The 18,234-nt window shown below is 66.2% G+C and carries 20 protein-coding genes and 1 riboswitch; of the genes, 16 read left to right on the top strand and 4 right to left on the bottom strand.

The annotated features are described in order from the left end of the window. Positions 1 to 66 precede the first annotated feature (66 nt). The gene (locus CAG33_RS19665) at positions 67 to 651 is read right to left on the bottom strand and encodes a hypothetical protein (protein ID WP_085577724.1); all 585 of its coding nucleotides are present in this window, start codon (positions 649 to 651) and stop codon (positions 67 to 69) included. 166 nt (positions 652 to 817) lie between these two features. Next, positions 818 to 1,050: riboswitch (cobalamin riboswitch) on the top strand. Between the two features lie 80 nt (positions 1,051 to 1,130). On the opposite strand from CAG33_RS19665, the gene cobO reads away from it, so the two are divergent. The 14 genes from cobO to CAG33_RS19600 all read left to right on the top strand — a co-directional run bounded on the left by cobO (position 1,131) and on the right by CAG33_RS19600 (position 12,579). Next, the gene (gene cobO, locus CAG33_RS19660) at positions 1,131 to 1,742 is read left to right on the top strand and encodes a cob(I)yrinic acid a,c-diamide adenosyltransferase (protein WP_085577723.1); all 612 of its coding nucleotides are present in this window, start codon (positions 1,131 to 1,133) and stop codon (positions 1,740 to 1,742) included. Beyond that, positions 1,739 to 3,106 carry a cobyrinate a,c-diamide synthase gene (locus tag CAG33_RS19655; RefSeq protein WP_085640214.1) on the top strand — a complete coding sequence of 456 codons (1,368 nt, stop codon included), beginning with the start codon at positions 1,739 to 1,741 and terminating at the stop codon, positions 3,104 to 3,106. Before cobO ends, CAG33_RS19655 begins: the two co-directional genes overlap by 4 nt. After that, positions 3,103 to 3,753: a 5,6-dimethylbenzimidazole synthase gene (gene bluB / locus CAG33_RS19650; protein ID WP_085631189.1), complete on the top strand. Its 651-nt coding sequence runs from the start codon at positions 3,103 to 3,105 to the stop codon at positions 3,751 to 3,753. The genes CAG33_RS19655 and bluB overlap by 4 nt, the downstream gene beginning before the upstream one ends. Continuing rightward, positions 3,750 to 4,658, top strand: coding sequence for an adenosylcobinamide-phosphate synthase CbiB (cbiB, locus tag CAG33_RS19645; RefSeq protein WP_085577720.1), 909 nt, complete (start codon positions 3,750 to 3,752; stop codon positions 4,656 to 4,658). Before bluB ends, cbiB begins: the two co-directional genes overlap by 4 nt. Continuing rightward, positions 4,651 to 5,658 (top strand): threonine-phosphate decarboxylase CobD, encoded by a 1,008-nt coding sequence (cobD, locus tag CAG33_RS19640; RefSeq protein WP_085577719.1) that lies wholly within the window; start codon positions 4,651 to 4,653, stop codon positions 5,656 to 5,658. The genes cbiB and cobD overlap by 8 nt, the downstream gene beginning before the upstream one ends. Beyond that, a complete protein-coding gene (locus CAG33_RS19635) occupies positions 5,655 to 7,106 on the top strand; it encodes a cobyric acid synthase (RefSeq protein ID WP_085640210.1) in 1,452 nt (483 codons plus the stop codon). The genes cobD and CAG33_RS19635 overlap by 4 nt, the downstream gene beginning before the upstream one ends. 78 nt (positions 7,107 to 7,184) lie before the next feature. Beyond that, positions 7,185 to 7,706: a bifunctional adenosylcobinamide kinase/adenosylcobinamide-phosphate guanylyltransferase gene (gene cobU / locus CAG33_RS19630; RefSeq protein WP_085640207.1), complete on the top strand. Its 522-nt coding sequence runs from the start codon at positions 7,185 to 7,187 to the stop codon at positions 7,704 to 7,706. Continuing rightward, positions 7,703 to 8,758, top strand: a complete 1,056-nt coding sequence (cobT, locus tag CAG33_RS19625) for a nicotinate-nucleotide--dimethylbenzimidazole phosphoribosyltransferase (protein WP_085640204.1) — start codon at positions 7,703 to 7,705, stop codon at positions 8,756 to 8,758. Before cobU ends, cobT begins: the two co-directional genes overlap by 4 nt. Next, positions 8,755 to 9,330 (top strand): alpha-ribazole phosphatase family protein, encoded by a 576-nt coding sequence (gene cobC, locus CAG33_RS19620; protein ID WP_085631199.1) that lies wholly within the window; start codon positions 8,755 to 8,757, stop codon positions 9,328 to 9,330. The genes cobT and cobC overlap by 4 nt, the downstream gene beginning before the upstream one ends. Before the next feature lies 1 nt (position 9,331). After that, the gene (locus CAG33_RS19615; RefSeq protein ID WP_085640201.1) at positions 9,332 to 10,063 is read left to right on the top strand and encodes an adenosylcobinamide-GDP ribazoletransferase; all 732 of its coding nucleotides are present in this window, start codon (positions 9,332 to 9,334) and stop codon (positions 10,061 to 10,063) included. Positions 10,064 to 10,168: 105 nt separating this feature from the next. After that, entirely contained in the window at positions 10,169 to 10,573 is a 405-nt protein-coding gene (locus CAG33_RS19610; protein WP_085577713.1) for a MarR family winged helix-turn-helix transcriptional regulator, read from the top strand. A gap of 61 nt (positions 10,574 to 10,634) precedes the next feature. Beyond that, complete coding sequence (locus CAG33_RS19605) at positions 10,635 to 11,834, top strand: MFS transporter (RefSeq protein ID WP_170930047.1); 1,200 nt, start codon at positions 10,635 to 10,637, stop codon at positions 11,832 to 11,834. Then, positions 11,831 to 11,953: a hypothetical protein gene (locus CAG33_RS28810; RefSeq protein WP_256575694.1), complete on the top strand. Its 123-nt coding sequence runs from the start codon at positions 11,831 to 11,833 to the stop codon at positions 11,951 to 11,953. Before CAG33_RS19605 ends, CAG33_RS28810 begins: the two co-directional genes overlap by 4 nt. Before the next feature lie 65 nt (positions 11,954 to 12,018). Then, positions 12,019 to 12,579: a glutathione peroxidase gene (locus tag CAG33_RS19600; RefSeq protein ID WP_085577711.1), complete on the top strand. Its 561-nt coding sequence runs from the start codon at positions 12,019 to 12,021 to the stop codon at positions 12,577 to 12,579. A gap of 249 nt (positions 12,580 to 12,828) precedes the next feature. On the opposite strand, the gene CAG33_RS19595 is transcribed toward CAG33_RS19600, so the two are convergent. From CAG33_RS19595 to CAG33_RS19585, 3 genes are all read right to left on the bottom strand, one after another. After that, on the bottom strand, positions 12,829 to 14,100 hold the full coding sequence (locus CAG33_RS19595; protein WP_085577710.1) for an OmpP1/FadL family transporter: 1,272 nt from the start codon (positions 14,098 to 14,100) through the stop codon (positions 12,829 to 12,831). A 146-nt stretch (positions 14,101 to 14,246) separates the two neighbouring features. Beyond that, positions 14,247 to 14,729 (bottom strand): hypothetical protein, encoded by a 483-nt coding sequence (locus CAG33_RS19590; RefSeq protein WP_085577709.1) that lies wholly within the window; start codon positions 14,727 to 14,729, stop codon positions 14,247 to 14,249. Between the two features lie 273 nt (positions 14,730 to 15,002). Further along, positions 15,003 to 15,224, bottom strand: a complete 222-nt coding sequence (locus CAG33_RS19585) for a hypothetical protein (protein ID WP_085640198.1) — start codon at positions 15,222 to 15,224, stop codon at positions 15,003 to 15,005. A 959-nt stretch (positions 15,225 to 16,183) separates the two neighbouring features. On the opposite strand from CAG33_RS19585, the gene CAG33_RS19575 reads away from it, so the two are divergent. Further along, positions 16,184 to 16,507 (top strand): hypothetical protein, encoded by a 324-nt coding sequence (locus tag CAG33_RS19575; RefSeq protein WP_085577707.1) that lies wholly within the window; start codon positions 16,184 to 16,186, stop codon positions 16,505 to 16,507. Between the two features lie 175 nt (positions 16,508 to 16,682). Continuing rightward, on the top strand, positions 16,683 to 18,047 hold the full coding sequence (rmuC, locus tag CAG33_RS19570; RefSeq protein WP_170930046.1) for a DNA recombination protein RmuC: 1,365 nt from the start codon (positions 16,683 to 16,685) through the stop codon (positions 18,045 to 18,047). The last annotated feature ends 187 nt before the right edge of the window (positions 18,048 to 18,234 follow it).

The raw sequence follows: 18,234 nt of genomic DNA, 5'->3' as shown, positions 1-18,234 counted from the left end.
TGCTTGTCTTCCCTATGAATGCATTCCCAATCATAGAGGCATGGGCGACCCCGATGGTTCAAGCGCTCAGCCGCGCGCCTCCTTGAACAGCACGGCGATGCCCGGATGGTAGTTGCCCGCTTCGCTGCGCAATTTGCGGTAGGCGTAAGGGAAGTACCAGGCCACGGCGCAGGTGTGTTCCTTCTGCAGGTCGTCGACCATGTCCTGCAGTTCTTCGGGGCTGGCGCTGTGCTGGGCCTTTTGCGGCGAGACGAACAGGCAGCCGAGCTTGAGGTCGCTGGCGTAGCTGATGCGCTTGGCGTCGCTGGTGATGTCGTGCAGTGCCTGGGTCAGGTTGAGGCTGTTGACCCGAGGCCAGCGCTGGGTGGCCTGGATGAAGGCGCGGTCGTCGGTGCCGGCCAGGAACAGGTCGGCGCGGGCGTTGCGTTCGCCGTCCTCGTTCTGCTTGCGGGTGGCGGTGTCGCGCAGCGTCACCAGCTCGGCCATCCACGCGGCGGCGGAGAGCAGGCCCAGATTGGCCTTTTCGTCGTGCCAATAGGGGGTGTCGTTGTCGCCGCGCACGGCGTTGTAGCGGTCGATACAGTCAAACCAGCGTTCCAGCACCGGGCGCAGGAATTCCAGCCGCGGATTGCTGATGATCATGCCTTGCATGGTGCTCTCCCTTGTTATTGTGATGTGCTCTCTGCAGTCAAAAAGCATGGCTCTTTGATATCACTCATGGCAGTGTGGCACAAGATTGGCGTCAGTTAATTGATCGGCGGCATTTTTTCGTCGCCGCAGCCCCGCTTCATTTGACGCTCCACCCCCAACCCTCTAACCTTCGCGGCTTGTTTCAGGTGCTCTGTGGCGGCTGTCGACAGAGTGAAACAGGGAAGCCGGTGAGGGTCGCATGTCCACAGTGGAGCGACCGCGATCCCGGCGCTGCCCCCGCAACGGTAGATGAGTGAAAGCTGTGCCTGATGCCACTGCGTCCGACGACGCGGGAAGGCGCGCAGCCTGGCCTTGCGCCGCTCATGAGCCCGGAGACCGGCCTGATCCATCCAACGGCATCACGGTGGGCGATGCCAGGCTTGTCGCCGTCTATTCTTGTGCCCGCCCGCCGTTACCCAGCCTCAACGGAGAGCTCCCCCATGACTGATACCACCGAGCGTGACGAGCGCCACCTGGCGCGCATGCAGCGCAAAAAAGCCGTGATCGACGAACGCATCGCCAATTCGCCGAACGAGTGCGGCCTGCTGCTGGTGCTCACCGGCAACGGCAAAGGCAAGAGCAGCTCGGCGTTCGGCATGCTCGCCCGCGCCATGGGCCACGGCATGCAGTGCGGCGTGGTGCAGTTCATCAAGGGCCGCAACAGCACCGGTGAGGAACTGTTCTTGCGCCGCTTCCCCGAGCAGGTGCGTTTTCACGTGATGGGCGAAGGCTTCACCTGGGAGACCCAGGACCGTCAGCGCGACATCGCCGCCGCCGAAGCCGCGTGGGAAGTCTCCCGTCAGTTGCTGCGCGATCCGTCCATCGGGCTGGTGGTGCTCGACGAACTGAACATTGCCCTCAAGCACGGCTACCTCGACCTCGATCAGGTGCTCAGCGACTTGCAGGCCCGTCCGCCGATGCAGCACGTGGTGGTCACGGGGCGCGCGGCCAAGCCGGAAATGATCGAGATGGCCGACACCGTCACCGAAATGGGCATGGTCAAGCACGCCTTCCAGGCCGGCATCAAAGCCCAGAAAGGCGTCGAACTTTGAATCAGCCTCGTCACTGCCCGGCGGTGCTGATCGCCGCGCCGGCCTCGGGCCAGGGCAAGACCACCGTCACCGCCGCGCTGGCCCGCCTGCACCGCAATCACGGGCGCAAGGTGCGGGTGTTCAAGTGCGGCCCGGACTTTCTCGATCCGATGATCCTCGAGCGCGCCAGCGGTGCGCCGGTCTATCAGTTGGACATGTGGATGGTCGGCGAGCAGGAAAGCCGCCGCCTGCTGTGGGAAGCCGCCGCCGAAGCCGACCTGATCCTGATCGAAGGCGTGATGGGCCTGTTCGACGGCACGCCGTCCAGCGCCGACCTGGCGCGGCATTTCGGCGTGCCGGTGCTCGGCGTGATCGACGGCACCGCCATGGCCCAGACCTTCGGTGCGCTGGCCCTGGGCCTGGCGCGCTATCAGCCGGACCTGCCGTTCGCCGGGGTGCTGGCCAACCGCGTCGGCACCGTGCGCCATGCGCAACTGCTGGAAGGCAGCCTCACCGAAGGTCTGCGCTGGTACGGCGCGCTGTCCCGGGAAACCGGGATCGAGCTGCCGAGCCGTCACCTCGGCCTGGTACAGGCCAGCGAGCTCAATGACCTGGACTTGCGCCTCGACGCCGCTGCGCAGGCCCTGGCGGACAGCTGCGAGGTCGCGCTGCCGCCGCCGGTCGAATTTGCCGCCCCCGAGCCGCTGGAGGTCGAACCCCTGCTGCAAGGCGTGCGGATCGCCGTCGCCCGGGACGAGGCGTTTGCCTTCACCTACGGCGCCAGCCTCGATCTGCTGCGGGCGATGGGGGCCGAGCTGCGCTTCTTCTCGCCGATCCGCGATGCGGCGCTGCCGGATGCCGATAGCCTCTACCTGCCGGGCGGCTACCCCGAACTGCACCACGAAGCGCTGGCGCAGAATACGCCGATGCTGGCGGCGATCCGCGCCCATCATGCCGCCGGCAAACCGTTGCTCGCCGAATGCGGCGGCATGCTTTATCTGCTCGATTCGCTGACCGACGTCAGCGGCACCCGTGCCGAACTGGCCGGCCTGCTCAGCGGCGATGCGGTGATGCAGAAGCGTCTGGCGGCGCTGGCCCTGCAGGCCGTCGACCTGCCGGAAGGCACGCTGCGCGGCCACACCTACCACCATTCCCTGACCACCACCGGGCTTGCGCCCATCGCTCGCGGCCAAAGCCCCAACGGCGGGCGCGGTGCCGAGGCGGTTTACCGGGAAGGGCGGATGACCGCGTCCTACGTGCACTTTTACTTCCCGTCCAATCCGTCGGCGATCGCCGCGTTGCTGGCGCCCGACCGCCAGGCCGCGGCCGTCCCCGGCGAGCCGCGATCCGCAGTGGGAGCGAGCCTGCTCGCGCAGCGTCCATGAGCGACAACGCCTACACCCCGGCCGAACGCGACGCCGTCTACCGCGCCATCGCCGAGCGCCGCGACATGCGCCACTTCACGGGTGGCACGGTCGAGCCCGAACTGCTGCGCCGCCTGCTGGAGGCCGCCCATCAGGCGCCCAGCGTCGGCCTGATGCAGCCGTGGCGCTTCATCCGCATCAGCGACCGCACGTTGCGTGGCCGGATCCAGGCGCTGGTGGAAGAGGAGCGGGTGCGCACCGCCGAAGCCCTGGGCGAGCGCAGCGACGAGTTCATGAAGCTCAAGGTCGAAGGCATCGGCGACTGCGCCGAAGTGCTGGTGGCCGCGTTGGGGGATGACCGCGAGCGGCACATCTTCGGCCGCCGCACGCTGCCGGAAATGGACCTGGCGTCGCTGTCCTGTGCGATCCAGAACCTGTGGCTGGCCGCCCGCGCCGAAGGCCTGGGCATGGGCTGGGTGTCGCTGTTCGAGCCCCAGGCCCTGGCCGACCTGCTCAACCTGCCGGCGGGGGCCAAGCCGTTGGCGGTGCTGTGCCTGGGGCCGGTCAAGACATTCTATCCGGCGCCGATGCTGGTGCTCGAAGGGTGGGCGCAGGCGCGTCCGCTCGATGAGCTGCTGTACGAAAACCAATGGGGAGTGAATCAATGAGTGTGGCGTTGTTGAGTGTCGCCGCCGTGGCGCTGGATGCGCTGCTGGGTGAACCGAAGCGCTGGCATCCGCTGGTGGCGTTCGGCCGTTTCGCCGGGCGCGTCGAACAACGCTTCAATGCCGCAGGCCGCGGCTGGCGCAGCCATGGCGTGACCGCGTGGGTGATCGTGGTGCTGCCGTTGACCCTGCTGGCCACGGCACTGTCGTGGGCGCCTTACGTGGGCTGGATCGTGGAGATCCTCGCGCTGTATTGCGCCCTCGGCATGCGCAGCCTCGGCGAGCACGTCGAGCCGGTGGCCAAGGCCTTGCGCAGCGATGACCTGGAGGAGGCGCGCAAGCGCGTGGGGTATCTGGTCAGCCGCCAGACCAGCGAGCTGGACAGCACCGCCGTCGCCCGCGCCGCCACCGAATCGGTGCTGGAGAACGGCAGCGATGCCGTGTTCGCCGCGCTGTTCTGGTTTGCCGTGGCTGGCGCGCCGGGGGTGGTGCTCTATCGCTTGAGCAACACCCTCGACGCGATGTGGGGCTACCGCAACGAACGCTTCGAGCGCTTCGGCTGGGCGGCGGCGAAAATCGACGATGTGCTCAACTACATTCCCGCGCGGTTGGTGGCGCTGACTTACGCGCTGCTGGGCAAGACCCGGTTGGCCCTCAAGTGCTGGCGCACCCAGGGGCCGAAGTGGGACAGCCCCAACGCCGGCCCCGTCATGGCCGCCGGCGCCGGTGCGCTGGGCGTGGAGCTGGGCGGCCCTGCGGTCTATCACGGCGAACTGCACGAGCGCCCGCAGTTGGGCGAGGGCGTGCCGGCGGATGCCGATTCCATCGACCGTGGCTGGCAATTGGTGCAGCGCGGGGTATGGTTGTGGCTGCTGATCCTTTGCGTGGGGGCTGAATTCTATGCTTGAGCACGGCGGCCGGTTGCGCAGGGCGGCGATCGAGTACGGCATCGCCGAGCCGGAGTGGCTCGACCTGTCCACCGGCCTTGCGCCGTGGCCGTTTGCGGTGCCGGACATTCCGCTGCGGGCCTGGGCCCGGTTGCCGGAAACCGACGACGGCCTGGAGCAGGCCGCCTGCGATTACTACGGCGCCGCGCACGTGCTGCCGGTGGCCGGCTCGCAGATGGCCATCCAGTTGCTGCCGCGCCTGCGCCGGGCCGGCAAGGTCGGCGTGCTGTCGCCTTGCTACGCCGAGCACGCCGAAGCCTGGCGCCGCAGCGGCTACATCGTGCGGGAGGTGCTGGAGCAGGAAGTCGATTTCTTTCTCGACAGCCTCGATGTGCTGGTGGTGGTCAACCCGAACAACCCCACCGGGTTGAGCCTGACCCCGGCGCGCTTGCTCGACTGGCACGCCAGGCTGGCCCAGCGGGGCGGCTGGCTGGTGGTCGATGAAGCGTTCATGGACAACACCCCCCAGCTGAGCCTGGCGCCCCATGCCCACCAGGTCGGCCTGATCGTGCTGCGCTCGTTCGGCAAGTTCTTCGGCCTCGCCGGGGTACGACTGGGGTTTGTCTTGGCTGAGCGCAAGCTGCTCAGGCTGTTGGCCGAACAGGTCGGCCCGTGGGCGGTCAGCGGCCCGACCCGGGTGCTGGGCCAGGCCTGCCTGCTGGACACCGAAGGCCACACCCGCCAGCGCATCCGCAGCGACGAGGCCAGCGAACGGCTGGCCGCGCTGCTGGAGCGCTACGGCTTCAGGCCGCAGGGCGGTTGTGCCCTGTTCCAGTGGCTGATCACCGAACACGCGGCCGCGCTGCATGAGTTCATGGCCCGGCGCGGCATCCTGCTGCGCCTCTTCACCCACAACAGCAGCCTGCGATTCGGACTGCCCGCCGACGCCGCCGACGAGGCGCGGCTCGAACAGGCGTTGCAGGCGTTCGCCAAGGATCGCCCCATGGATACACCGGCATGACCACGCTCATGGTGCAAGGCACCACTTCCGATGCCGGCAAAAGCACGCTGGTGACCGCGCTGTGCCGCTGGGCGACCCGCCAGGGCGTGGCGGTGGTGCCGTTCAAGCCGCAGAACATGGCGCTCAACAGCGCAGTGACCGCCGACGGCGGCGAGATCGGCCGCGCCCAGGCGGTGCAGGCACAGGCGTCGCACCTTGAGCCGCACACCGACATGAACCCGGTGCTGCTCAAGCCCAACAGCGACACCGGCGCCCAGGTGATCATCCACGGGCGCGCCGTCACCACCATGAATGCGGTGGCCTACCACGACTACAAAGCCATCGCCATGCAAGCGGTGCTGGCCTCCCACGAACGGCTCAGCGCTGCGTATCCGCTGGTGATGGTCGAAGGCGCCGGCTCTCCGGCGGAGATCAACCTGCGGGCCGGCGACATCGCCAACATGGGCTTCGCCGAGGCGGTGGACTGCCCGGTGCTGCTGATCGCCGACATCAACCGCGGCGGCGTGTTCGCCCACCTGGTCGGCACGCTGGAGCTGCTCTCGCCCAGCGAGCAGGCTCGGGTCAAGGGCTTCATCATCAACCGCTTCAGGGGCGACCTGGCCTTGCTGCAGCCGGGCCTTGACTGGCTGGAGCAGCGCACCGGCAAACCGGTGGTCGGCGTGTTGCCCTACGTGATGGACCTGCACCTGGAAGCCGAAGACGGCATCGACCGGCGCCAGGCCGACAAGGCCGAACAGGTGCTGAAAGTGGTGGTGCCGGTGTTGCCGCGGATCAGCAACCACACCGATTTCGATCCGCTGCGCCTGCATCCGCAGGTGGATCTGCAATTCATCGGCCCCGGCCAGGCGATCCCGCCGGCGGATCTGATCATCCTGCCGGGCTCGAAGAGCGTGCGCAGCGACCTGGCTTATTTGCGTGCCAACGGCTGGGAAACGGCGATCCGCCGGCACCTGCGTTACGGCGGCAAACTCCTGGGCATCTGCGGCGGCCTGCAGATGCTCGGCGAGCAGGTGCATGATCCGCTGGGCCTGGAAGGCGCGCCGGGCTCCAGCGCCGGGCTGGGGTTGCTGGCGTTCGAGACGCAACTCGAAGCCCAGAAGCAGTTGCGCAATGTCCGTGGACGCCTGGCGCTGGAAGACGCCGAGGTCAGCGGCTACGAGATCCATGCGGGCGTGACGACGGGGCCGGCCCTGGAACAGGCCGCCGTGCACCTGGACGATGGCCGTTGCGACGGCGCGCAAAGTGCCGACGGGCAGGTGTTCGGCACCTACCTGCACGGCCTGTTCGAGTCGCCGGCGGCCAGTGCGGCGCTGCTGCGCTGGGCGGGCCTGTGCGAGGTGCAGGCGGTGGATTACCACGGCTTGCGCGAGCGGGACATCGAACGGCTGGCGGACCTGGTGGACAAGCATCTGGATACCGCGTTGTTGCGCCAGCTCTGTGGGATCTGATTCGCCGGTGCCGGGCCTTTCGCGGGTGAGCCTGCGAAAGGCCCGGTTGCCTCACCGTACATTGTTCAGGATGTCCTCATGCTCCAACTGATCCTCGGCGGCGCCCGCTCCGGCAAAAGCCGCCTGGCGGAAAAACTCGCCACCGACAGCGGCCTGGCCGTCACCTACATCGCCACCAGCCAACCGCTGGACGGTGAAATGAGCGAGCGGGTGGCCCATCACCGCGCCCGCCGTCCCGCCGAATGGGGCCTGATCGAAGAGCCGCTGGCGCTGGCCCGCGTGCTGCGCGAGAACGCCGGCGCCGCGCGCTGCCTGCTGGTGGACTGCCTCACGCTGTGGCTCACCAACCTTTTGATGCTCGACGACGCCGAACGCCTGGCCGCCGAGCGCGAAGCCCTGCTGGACTGCCTGGCGACGTTGCCGGGCGACATCGTTTTTGTCAGCAACGAGACCGGAATGGGTGTCGTGCCGCTGGGCGAATTGACTCGCCGCTATGTCGATGAAGCCGGTTGGCTGCATCAAGCCCTGGCCGAACGTTGTCAGCGCGTGGTGCTGACGGTCGCCGGCCTGCCCCTGACTCTGAAAGGACCTGCCCTATGACCCAAGCCTGGTGGTGCGCCCCGTGCCGACCCGTGAATGCCGACACCGTTGCCGAGGCGGCGGCGCGACAACAGCAACTGACCAAGCCCGCCGGTTCCCTCGGCCGTCTCGAAGCGGTGGCCGTGCAGCTGGCCGGGCTGCAGGGGCAGGTCAAGCCGTGCCTCGACCGGTTGTGGATCGCGATCTTCGCCGGTGACCACGGGGTGGTGGCCGAAGGGGTTTCCGCCTATCCGCAGGAGGTCACCGGGCAGATGCTGCTGAACTTCGTCAGCGGCGGTGCGGCGATCAGCGTGCTGGCACGAAAGCTCGATGCGCAGCTGGAAGTGGTGGACCTGGGGACGGTGACGCCGGCCCTGGAGCTGCCGGGCGTGCGTCATTTGAACTTGGGTCCAGGCACCGCGAACTTTGTCGAAACTTCGGCGATCACCCGTGCCCAGGGCGAGCAGGCCTTGCAGGCCGGCCGCGACAGTGTGCTGCGGGCCAAAGCCGCAGGGACGCAACTGTTCATCGGCGGCGAAATGGGCATCGGCAACACCACGGCGGCCAGTGCGCTGGCCTGCGCCTTGCTCGATTGCCCGGTGGTGCACCTGACCGGGCCCGGCACCGGGTTGAACGCCGAGGGCGTCAGCCACAAGGCGCAGGTGATCGAGCGGGCGTTGGCCTTGCACAAGGCTCAGCGCGGCGATGCGTTGCAGACCTTGTTCAACCTGGGCGGCTTTGAGATCGCCGCGCTCGTCGGTGCGTACCTGGCGTGTGCCCAGGAAGGCGTCGCGGTGCTGGTGGACGGTTTCATCTGCACCGTCGCCGCGCTGGTCGCCGTCCGTGTGAACCCGGCCTGCCGCGAGTGGCTGCTGTTCGGTCATCGCGGCGCCGAGCCGGGCCACCGGCATGTGCTGGAAGCCCTTCAGGCCGAACCGCTGCTGGAACTCGGTCTTCGTCTGGGCGAGGGCAGCGGTGCCGCCCTGGCGGTGCCGTTGCTGCGCCTGGCTTGCGACCTGCACGGGCAGATGGCGACGTTCGCCGAAGCGGCTGTGGCGGATCGCCCCGCATGACCTTGCGCCTGGACCTGCTGCGCCACGGTGAAACCGAGCTGGGCGGCGGCTTGCGCGGCAGCCTGGATGACGCGTTGACCGACAAGGGCTGGGCGCAGATGCGCGCGGCAGTGGTTGGGCGCGGGCCGTGGGATCGCCTGGTGAGCTCGCCGTTGCAGCGCTGCGCGCGGTTCGCGCAAGAGCTGCGTGGGCAACTGGATCTGCCGCTGACGTTGGACGGGGCTGTGCAGGAACTGCACTTCGGCGCCTGGGAAGGGCAGAGCGCCGCAGCCCTGATGGAAACCGATGCCGAGGCGCTGGGGCGGTTCTGGGCCGATCCGTACGCATTCACGCCGCCGCAGGGCGAGCCGGTGAGCGATTTTTCGGCGCGGGTGCTGGCGGCGGTGGCGCGGTTGCAGGCGGCCCACGCCGGCGAGCGGCTGCTGCTGGTCACCCATGGCGGCGTCATGCGCTTGCTGCTGGCCAGGGCCCGTGGCTTGCCGCGTGAACAACTGCTTACCGTCGAGGTCGGTCATGGCGGCTTGTTTTCGTTGATCGTCGAGGCCGACGGATCGCTTCGGGAAGTGGACTGACATGCTGCCGTTCTGGATCGCCCTGCAATTCCTCAGCAGCCTGCCGGTGCGCTTGCCGGGCATGCCGGCGCCTCAGGCGCTGGGCCGTTCGCTGCTGTTCTATCCGTTGGTGGGCTTGCTGTTCGGCGTGATCCTGTGGGCGCTGGACCTGGCGCTGGCCGGTGCGCCGCCGCTGTTGCACGGTGCGCTGCTGCTGACGGCGTGGGTGCTGCTCAGCGGCGCCTTGCACCTCGACGGGCTGGCGGACAGCGCCGATGCCTGGCTGGGCGGTTTCGGCGACCGGGAGCGCACGCTGACGATCATGAAGGATCCGCGCAGCGGGCCCATCGCCGTGGTGACGCTGGTGCTGGTGTTGCTGCTCAAGTTCGCTGCGCTGCTGGCGGTGATCGGGCAGGAGCAGGGCTTGGTGCTGATCATCGTCCCGCTGATCGGGCGTGCTGCGTTGCTGGGGCTGTTTCTGACCACGCCTTATGTGCGTGCCGGCGGCCTGGGTCAGGCGTTGGCCGATCACCTGCCGCGCAGGGCCGGGTGGTGGGTGTTGGCGGCCTGCGCGCTGGCGTGCGTGGCAGTGGCCGGGCTTGAGGGCGCTGTGGCGCTGCTGGTGGCGGTCGGGGTGTTCGTCTGGGTGCGGCGCTTGATGGTGCGGCGGCTGGGCGGCACCACGGGCGATACGGCCGGGGCGTTGCTGGAATTGACGGAGATGGCGGTGCTGGTGGGGTTGGCGCTGGCCTGAAGCCTCCGCACCGGATCGATCGGCCCCTTCGCGGCCATCGGAAATGTTGTTGAACAAAACCACATGTAACTTGATTTAACAGAGTCGCGGGTATATACACGCATCATGCTTCCTTCCCAATGTTTGTGCACCAACCTGCGTCGCGCCGCCCGTGGCGTCAGCAGGCATTACGACGGCGCCCTCGACGGCTTCGGGATCAACGTTGCCCAGTATTCTCTGCTCTGCAACCTGCAGCGGCTGGATCAACCGAGCATCTCCGAACTGGCCGAGGCCATGGGCCTGGACCGCAGCACCCTGGGCCGCAACCTGCGGGTGCTGGAGGGCGAGGGCCTGGTGGCGCTCACCGAGGGCGAAGACATGCGCAACCGTATCGTCAAGCTCACCGACACCGGTGCGCAGCGGCTGGCGGCGGCGCTGCCGGCCTGGGAAGCGGCGCAGCAGCGGTTGATCGACCGACTGGGCGCCGAGAAGCGTGAAACCTTGCTGAGACTGCTGGACGAACTGGCGTGACGCCGGTTTTTCCGACTTTAAGCGGGTATATACCCGTGACTGGAGAACAACAATGAGTTCGATGTGGCGTGCGTGCGGTTGGGTGTTGCTGGGGAGTGCGCTGATTCTGGCGTTGTCGTTGGGCGTGCGGCATGGCTTCGGCCTGTTCCTGTCGCCGATGAGCGCCCAGTTCGGCTGGGGACGTGAGGTGTTCGCCTTCGCCATCGCCTTGCAGAACCTGATCTGGGGCCTGGCGCAACCGTTCACCGGTGCGCTGGCCGACCGCTTCGGTGCGGCGAAGGTGGTGCTGGTCGGCGGCGTGCTCTACGCGGTCGGTCTGGTGTGCATGGGGCTGTCCGACTCGGCGCTGAGCCTGTCGCTGAGCGCGGGGCTGCTGATCGGCATCGGCCTGTCCGGCACCTCGTTCTCGGTGATCCTCGGCGTGGTCGGCCGGGCCGTGCCGCCGGAAAAACGCAGCATGGGCATGGGCATCGCCAGTGCCGCAGGCTCTTTCGGCCAGTTCGCCATGCTGCCCGGCACCCTCGGGCTGATCGGCTGGCTGGGCTGGTCGGCGGCCTTGCTGGCGCTGGGCCTGCTGGTGGCGATGATCGTGCCGCTGGTGGCCATGCTCAAGGACAAGCCGCTTCCGGTCCACGGCCATGAGCAGACGCTGTCCGAAGCCCTGCGCGAAGCCTGTTCGCACTCTGGGTTCTGGTTGCTGGCGTTCGGCTTCTTCGTCTGCGGTTTCCAGGTGGTGTTCATCGGTGTGCACCTGCCGGCCTACCTGGTGGATCAGCATTTGCCGGCCACCGTCGGCACCACGGTGCTGGCGCTGATCGGCTTGTTCAACATCTTCGGCACTTACACCGCCGGTTGGCTCGGCGGGCGCATGTCCAAGCCGCGCCTGCTCACCGTGCTCTATCTGTTGCGCGCGGTGGTGATCGTGCTGTTCCTGTGGCTGCCGGTCACCACCACGTCGGCCTACCTGTTCGGCATGGCGATGGGCTTCCTGTGGCTGTCGACGGTGCCGTTGACCAACGGTACGGTGGCGACCTTGTTCGGCGTGCGCAACCTGTCCATGCTGGGCGGCATCGTGTTCCTGTTCCATCAGCTCGGCTCGTTCCTAGGCGGCTGGCTGGGCGGGGTGGTGTATGACCGTACCGGGAGCTATGACTTGATCTGGCAGGTGGCGATCCTCTTGAGTCTGCTGGCGGCGGCCCTGAACTGGCCGGTGCGCGAGCGCCCTGTGGCGCGCCTGCAAGCGGGCATGAGCGCCGCATGAAGCGCCTGTGGCCGCAGGTCGCCATCATCGCGCTCGGCGCCGCGCTGCTGGCGCTGGTGTGGTGGGGCTGGCTGCGGGGCGGCCTGGCGCTGATGCAGCTGGGCATGAGCGTCTGCTAGCGCTTGCGGGGAGGCTTGGTGGGCGAGTAACGTCGGGGTCTGACGACTGCCCGAGGAAGCCCGACATGCTGATGCGCTGGTGTGCTGTTCCTGCGTTGCTGATGGCGTTGACCGGAGTGGTCCGGGCGGCGGATTGCCCGGATCTGCTGCAAGGCTCCTTGCCCAAGCTGCGGGCCAAGGAGTCCGTCGACCTGTGCCAACGCTATGCCGACAAACCGCTGGTGGTGATCAACACCGCCAGCTTCTGCGGGTTTGCCCCGCAGTTCGAAGGCCTTGAGGCCCTCAATCAACGCTACAAGGCGCAGGGCCTGGAGATGCTCGGCGTGCCGTCCAACGACTTCAAGCAGGAGTCCAAGGACAGCGCCGAGACCGCCAAGGTCTGCTACGCCAACTACGGCGTGACCTTCACCATGACCGAACCGCAGAAGGTCCGCGGCGACGGCGCCACCCACCTGTTCCAGGTGCTGGCCAAGCAGAGCAGTGCGCCGAAGTGGAATTTCTACAAGTACGTCGTCGATCGTCAGGGCAAGGTGATCGCCAATTTTTCCAGCCTGACCAAACCGGATGATCCTGAGTTCCTGGCGGCGATCGAGAAGGCGATTGCGTCCAAGCCGCTTGGGCAGTGAGCGGCGACGCCCTGACTGACGCCATCGCCAGCAGGCTGGCTCCTGGAATTTCGGGTGAATGCGGGGGGCTGTGGTCACCGCAGAACCCTGTGGGAGCCAGCCTGCTGGCGATGGCGGTCGGTCGCGGATCGAGGCCGGATCCACCGCCTCCAGCGCGAGCAGGCCAAACATCGCAGGCATGAAAAAGCCCCGCGTCCACAGGACAGCGGGGCTTTTTTGTGGGCGAGGGGTGAGCCTCGCCGCAGGCCATCAGAAGCGGTAGGTCGCGCCGATGCCGAAGCCGTTGGCCGAGTTGTCGTACTTGGAGCTGTAGGACTGGCCACGGTCGTTGCTGTTGTTGATCTTGACGGTCTCTTCCTTCAGGTAGGAGTACGCGACGTCGATGGTCAGGTCGTCGGTCGGGCTCCAGCCGGCGCCGATGCTGAAGATGGTCCGGTCGCCGGTCGGGATGCGTGGCGAACGGTCGACGTTGTTGGTCGGCGACTGGTCGAAGGTCAAGCCGGTGCGCAGCACCCATTCCTTGTTCAGCTGGTACGAAGTACCGATGGCGTAGGCCCAGGTGTCGTGCCAGTTCTGCTCTTCGGTGATTTCGCCGAACTGGCCGGCCAGCAGCGGCTGCACGCCGGAGTTCTTGACGGTGATCTTCTCCAGCTGGCTCCAGCGGGTCCAGGTGGTGCCGGCGTAGACGTTCCACTGATCGTTGATCGCCTGGGTGACCGAGAGGTCGGCGGACTCAGGGGTGGTGATCTTCAGCGAAGCGTCGTACTTCTGGCTGGCGCCCAGGCCGATTGCGCCCAGCACGCCGTAGTTGACCTTGGTGTCGCCTTCGAGCTTGTAGTCGACCTTGGAGTGGTAGGTCAGGCCGACGCGGGTGCTGTCGGTGGCCTGCACCAGCACGCCGATGTTGTAGCCCAGCGCGGTGTCGTCGCCCTTGATCTTGACCTTGCCGTCCGGCGCAGCCTGGGTGATCGACAGGTTGGATTCCAGCGAGCCGTCGATGCGGTTGATGGTCGGGCCGAAACCGATCGACACCTTGTCGTTGAAGGCGTAGCTGACGGTCGGCTGCAGGGTGATGACCTTCACTTCCGACTTGCTGCCGAAGTAGCGGCCGGCGAAGCCGTTTTCGTAGTCGGTGATCAGGCCGAACGGCACGTACATGCCAAGGCCGAAGGCCCAATGCTCGTCGATCGGCTTGACGTAGTAGCCCATAGGTACGGAGGTGAAGGGCACCATGTCGCCTTTGTTGCTCCCGCTGTTCGGGCTGGAGCTGCCGTGGCTGATGTCGGTCGAGGCGTCGAGGAACGCAACGCCGCCGGTGACCTGTTCGCGCTTGATGCGCGACATGCCGGCAGGGTTGCCGTAAACGGTGCTTGCGTCGTCGGCAGAAGAAGATCGCCCGGCGTACCCAGTCCCCATCCCGCTGATGCTGTGTTCGTTGATGGCGAAGCCACTTGCGAAAAGCTGGGTGGAGGCCAAGGAAACGGCAAGGCTAAGGGTGGTTTTGAGCATGACTTTTTTCATTATTAGAACTCCTGGTGATCACCGGGGCGAAAATTACCAACATTTTCGTCCGGGCGCCAGAGCCCGTATACCTTGAGTTAGAGCGGTTTTGTAGGACAATCCGACCAGATTGGCGTCGTGATGGACGATCTTCCGGAACCGGCGGGTCAGCAAGCGACTTGATTCAGCGGTGAAACACAGGCCTGCCAGGCGCAGGTGAAATCCCGTAGGCGACCCTGGGGCTGGAAGGTCTGGCGCCAGATGCGCGCCATGCCCAGCAGGTCGTCCGGGTCGGGGAGGGTGGGGTTCTGTTCTTCCACCAGCAGCCAGGCGATGGCGGTGGCATAGCGCAGGTTGACGGTCAGTTCCAGGTGCGGCCCGCTGAGGAAGGCATGCTGGCTGGCCAGGCCGCGCACCAGGCTGGCGCGTTCCGGATCCAGCGCCAGGTAATGATCCCAGAGGGCCTGGTGACGGTGCTCGGCGATCCGGTAGAGCCCGTGGCCCCGGCGGTCATGCAGGGCGGAGCCGAGGGCGGACTGGCTGGCGGCGATGCCCAGCAGCAGGGATTCGGCGGTGGCGCAGTGGCGTCCCAGGTAGATCAGCGTGGGACGGATCACGAAACGGCACAGTTCGCTTGCGGCGATACCCATAAAGCCCTCGGATCGTTGGAGTGGCGGCGGGCCTGACCGGGTGCTTGGCAGCTGTGGAACGAATCAGGCCCGCCGGAAGCGGTTCATGCCGCTTGAGTTGAAGTGTAGTGTCATATTCAGGGCGTAAAGGCCTGTTTTTACAATATTTCCGAACGGCCGTTATAACCGTTATGCCGGATCGGACTTAACCGGTTCGGCCCCATCGGGAAACATCGGGCAATAAAAAGCCCCGCGTTATCGGCGGGGCGTTGGCTTTTGCGGCGTTGCGACCGTTCAGGCGATCAGTGCCTGGCGGGTGCGGTCGATCACGGCCTGCAGCGGTTCGGCGCTGGAGTATTGATCGGGGTACAGACGCTCGCTGTGGCGGGCGATCCCGTGTTCGTTGACCAGGGTGAAACTGAAGCAGCCTTTGCGGGCGGCCAGGATCAGGCAGTTCATCGGTGCAAAAGCGTTGGTGAGGGTGCGAATGGCATCCTGAGTCTGGATATGAGACATGTTATGGGTGTTCCTGCATATGACACGGATCAGATCCGTGCAACGTTAAAACGTTCCAGTAACGACGACCGCCATCGGTCGAACGAAGAACCCGGCTGGAACAAGGCAGCCAGTTTGAAGCGCTATACGGTTTGGCGCGCTCGGGCTGGCAGGTAGGTACTTAGGAGGACAGGCAACACAGCAAGGGCAGAGGTCCATGGCCCAGGGTGAAGATCCTGATCAATCTGCAGGTTGGTTCGGTCAGAGTAACGCTGTGTCGCGACACGCTTGGCCTTCGTTCGAGGCTGTGCCGGCGCAGGATTTACCTGGAAACCATCGAGGGGTCGATCCTGTTTTTTCGGTGGAGGCTTCTTTGGGAGAAGGCTGACCGCGAGGATGTGTTCGACCGGAATTGACTTTCAGCTTGGTACTAACGGCGCGGATGCTAACCGAACCGGTCGCGCAATGCAAACCGAAAGACACAAAAAAGTCCTTGCGCAGGTCAGCCAGCGCCCATTCCGGAAAGGCTCGCCCCGAAATCGCCCGCCTTCCGACCGGCGGTCGCGCAAAGGCGTCGCGCGAACGAGCGGGCCAGAGCGGTCGCGAAGGCCCGGCTGCCGAAACGACCCGAAACGGCGCATCCATATAACCGCCCAACCGGTACTTGTGCACATTAGTTGCGCAGACTGTCACCGCGCTGTCACAACGATCCTGACCCCGGTGGCTGCCTGCGTCGAAAGTTTAAGTCAATGAAAAACATCGCTTTTTTTTGCTGGTGAAAAAATCGTCAGTTTGACTGCGAGCCCCGTTCCACAAGGCTTTGCGGGGGTTGGAGGGCGGTTGTCCACTGAGTTATCCACAGCTTCTGTGGATTGTCCCTAGCGCTTGCTCTAGCACGGGCGTGCCGGGATTTTTTCGGCTTTACCTGTGCGAAAAAAAGAGTAGAGTGGCGCGCCTTCCGATTCGTCCCACAGTGCTTTATGAAGTTTCGCTCAGTATCAGACGCCGTTCCTTCCCCATCTCCCCGTGTCACCGCTCCCAAGCGATTTTCCGTCCGTGTGGCCGAATGGCTGCTGGACAGCCCGCGCCTGAGCGACAGCCGCAACGCCAAGCACCTGGCCGGCCGCTTACTCAAGCAGCCGGCGCGCGAAGGGGTGGTGGCCGCGCAGAGCCGGCTCGGCCAGTTGATGTGCCGCGAGTGCGGCAATGCCCGGGACCGTCGCATCGGCCAGGACCTGTTGCGCCAGGCTGCCCGCGCCGGGGATCGCCGCGCGCAGCGCGAGCTTGGCTTGCTCGAAGACTGAGCTGTCCAAGACCGGACGCCTTGGTTAACCTTCAGGCTTTATCTGATCGGCGGGAATGACGATGGCGATGGACGTGACCAGCCTGCTGCTGGGCCTTGCGGGCGCAGGCCTGCCGCTGCTGGCGCTGGCCTGGCGGCTGCAGCGCCGGGCCAGTATCGGTCAGGCGGATATCGCGCTGCTCGAGGAACGGTTGGCGATGGCGCAGATGGCCCAGGACGGCCTCAACGCGCAGCTCGATGCCTGCCGTGACGAAATCGTCGACCTCGGCCAGGCCAACACCGCCAAGCAGGTGGAACTGGCCGCGCTGCGCCGGGAAGTCGAACTGTTGCAGATCGACCGCGACGACGCTCGTGACGCCGCCCATGCCTGGAACCTCGAACGCGCCGGCAAGGACGCCGAGCTGCGCCGCCTGGACGCCCAGGCCGCCTCGCTGGGCGCCGAGCTGCGCGAACAGCAGGACAGCCACCAGCAACGCCTCAATGACCTGCAGGGTTCCCGCGACGAGCTGCGGGCGCAGTTCGCCGAACTGGCGGGCAAGATCTTCGATGAGCGCGAGCAGCGCTTCGCCGAAACCAGCCAGCAGCGCCTGGGCCAACTGCTCGATCCTTTGAAGGAGCGCATCCAGTCCTTTGAGAAGCGCGTCGAGGAAAGCTATCAGGCCGAGGCCCGCGAGCGTTTCTCGCTGGCCAAGGAACTGGAGCGGCTGCAGCAGCTGAACCTGCGCCTGAGCGACGAAGCCACCAACCTGACCCGCGCCCTCAAGGGCCAGAAGACCCAGGGCAACTGGGGCGAGCTGATCCTGGAGCGGGTGCTGGAGCACGCGGGGCTGGAGAAGGGCCGCGAGTACCAGACCCAGGTCAACCTCAAGGGCCCCGACGGTGAACGGTTCCAGCCAGACGTGATCATCTACCTGCCGGGCGACAAGCAGGTGGTGGTCGACTCCAAAGTCAGCCTGACCGCCTATCAGCAGTCCGTCGCCGCCGACGATGAGGGCCTGCGCCAGGCCGCCATGAAACAGCACGTCCTGTCCCTGCGCAGCCATGTCAAAGGCCTGGCCGGCAAGGACTACAAGCGTCTGGAGGGCCTGCACAGCCTCGATTTCGTTTTGCTGTTCGTGCCGATCGAAGCGGCGTTCTCCGCTGCGTTGCAGGCCGAGCCTACGCTGTTCCAGGAGGCCTTCGACCGCAACATCGTGATCGTCAGCCCGACCACGCTGCTGGCCACCCTGCGGGTGATCGACAGCCTGTGGAAGCAGGAGCGCCAGAGCCAGAACGCCCGGGAAATCGCCGAGCGCGCCGGGTGGCTGTACGACAAGTTCGTGCTGTTCATCCAGGACCTGGACGAGGTCGGCAACCGCCTGCAGCAACTGGACAAGGCCTACAGCGCCGCGCGCAACAAACTGACCGAGGGCCGGGGCAACCTGGTCAGCCGCAGCGAACAGCTCAAGCTGCTCGGCGCCCGGGCCAGCAAGAGCCTGCCGGCGGACCTGCTGGAACGCGCCATGACCGACGCGGACGGCCTGGTCGAATTGCCGGAATAGGCCCACAGGCCTTCGCCGCCATCGCTGGCAAGCCAGCTCCCACAGGGATTAGGGGTGTGCAGGAACCCTGCGGCCACCCGCGGTCCCTTGTGGGAGATTCTATGGTTGAGGCAAAGCCCTCAGCCTGCTTTTGGTTCATATTCGCTTTGCCCTTTGAGCAGGGCGAATACGATCCGGGCCAGTTTGC

The sequence above is a fragment of the Pseudomonas sp. B3(2017) genome, assembly GCF_002113595.1.
Classification (GTDB): domain Bacteria; phylum Pseudomonadota; class Gammaproteobacteria; order Pseudomonadales; family Pseudomonadaceae; genus Aquipseudomonas; species Aquipseudomonas ekonensis.
Note: the sequence above shows the minus strand (reverse complement) of the source record. Positions and strands in the feature narration are given on the sequence as shown.

What these genes read in the sequence shown, in the direction of transcription:
- CAG33_RS19665 (WP_085577724.1), bottom strand. Translation starts at nt 651, where the DNA reads ATGCAAGGCATGATCATCAGCAATCCGCGGCTGGAATTCCTGCGCCCG.
- cobO (WP_085577723.1), top strand. Translation starts at nt 1,131, where the DNA reads ATGACTGATACCACCGAGCGTGACGAGCGCCACCTGGCGCGCATGCAG.
- bluB (WP_085631189.1), top strand. Translation starts at nt 3,103, where the DNA reads ATGAGCGACAACGCCTACACCCCGGCCGAACGCGACGCCGTCTACCGC.
- cbiB (WP_085577720.1), top strand. Translation starts at nt 3,750, where the DNA reads ATGAGTGTGGCGTTGTTGAGTGTCGCCGCCGTGGCGCTGGATGCGCTG.
- cobD (WP_085577719.1), top strand. Translation starts at nt 4,651, where the DNA reads ATGCTTGAGCACGGCGGCCGGTTGCGCAGGGCGGCGATCGAGTACGGC.
- CAG33_RS19635 (WP_085640210.1), top strand. Translation starts at nt 5,655, where the DNA reads ATGACCACGCTCATGGTGCAAGGCACCACTTCCGATGCCGGCAAAAGC.
- cobU (WP_085640207.1), top strand. Translation starts at nt 7,185, where the DNA reads ATGCTCCAACTGATCCTCGGCGGCGCCCGCTCCGGCAAAAGCCGCCTG.
- cobT (WP_085640204.1), top strand. Translation starts at nt 7,703, where the DNA reads ATGACCCAAGCCTGGTGGTGCGCCCCGTGCCGACCCGTGAATGCCGAC.
- cobC (WP_085631199.1), top strand. Translation starts at nt 8,755, where the DNA reads ATGACCTTGCGCCTGGACCTGCTGCGCCACGGTGAAACCGAGCTGGGC.
- CAG33_RS19615 (WP_085640201.1), top strand. Translation starts at nt 9,332, where the DNA reads ATGCTGCCGTTCTGGATCGCCCTGCAATTCCTCAGCAGCCTGCCGGTG.
- CAG33_RS19610 (WP_085577713.1), top strand. Translation starts at nt 10,169, where the DNA reads ATGCTTCCTTCCCAATGTTTGTGCACCAACCTGCGTCGCGCCGCCCGT.
- CAG33_RS19605 (WP_170930047.1), top strand. Translation starts at nt 10,635, where the DNA reads ATGTGGCGTGCGTGCGGTTGGGTGTTGCTGGGGAGTGCGCTGATTCTG.
- CAG33_RS28810 (WP_256575694.1), top strand. Translation starts at nt 11,831, where the DNA reads ATGAAGCGCCTGTGGCCGCAGGTCGCCATCATCGCGCTCGGCGCCGCG.
- CAG33_RS19600 (WP_085577711.1), top strand. Translation starts at nt 12,019, where the DNA reads ATGCTGATGCGCTGGTGTGCTGTTCCTGCGTTGCTGATGGCGTTGACC.
- CAG33_RS19595 (WP_085577710.1), bottom strand. Translation starts at nt 14,100, where the DNA reads ATGAAAAAAGTCATGCTCAAAACCACCCTTAGCCTTGCCGTTTCCTTG.
- CAG33_RS19590 (WP_085577709.1), bottom strand. Translation starts at nt 14,729, where the DNA reads ATGGGTATCGCCGCAAGCGAACTGTGCCGTTTCGTGATCCGTCCCACG.
- CAG33_RS19585 (WP_085640198.1), bottom strand. Translation starts at nt 15,224, where the DNA reads ATGTCTCATATCCAGACTCAGGATGCCATTCGCACCCTCACCAACGCT.
- CAG33_RS19575 (WP_085577707.1), top strand. Translation starts at nt 16,184, where the DNA reads ATGAAGTTTCGCTCAGTATCAGACGCCGTTCCTTCCCCATCTCCCCGT.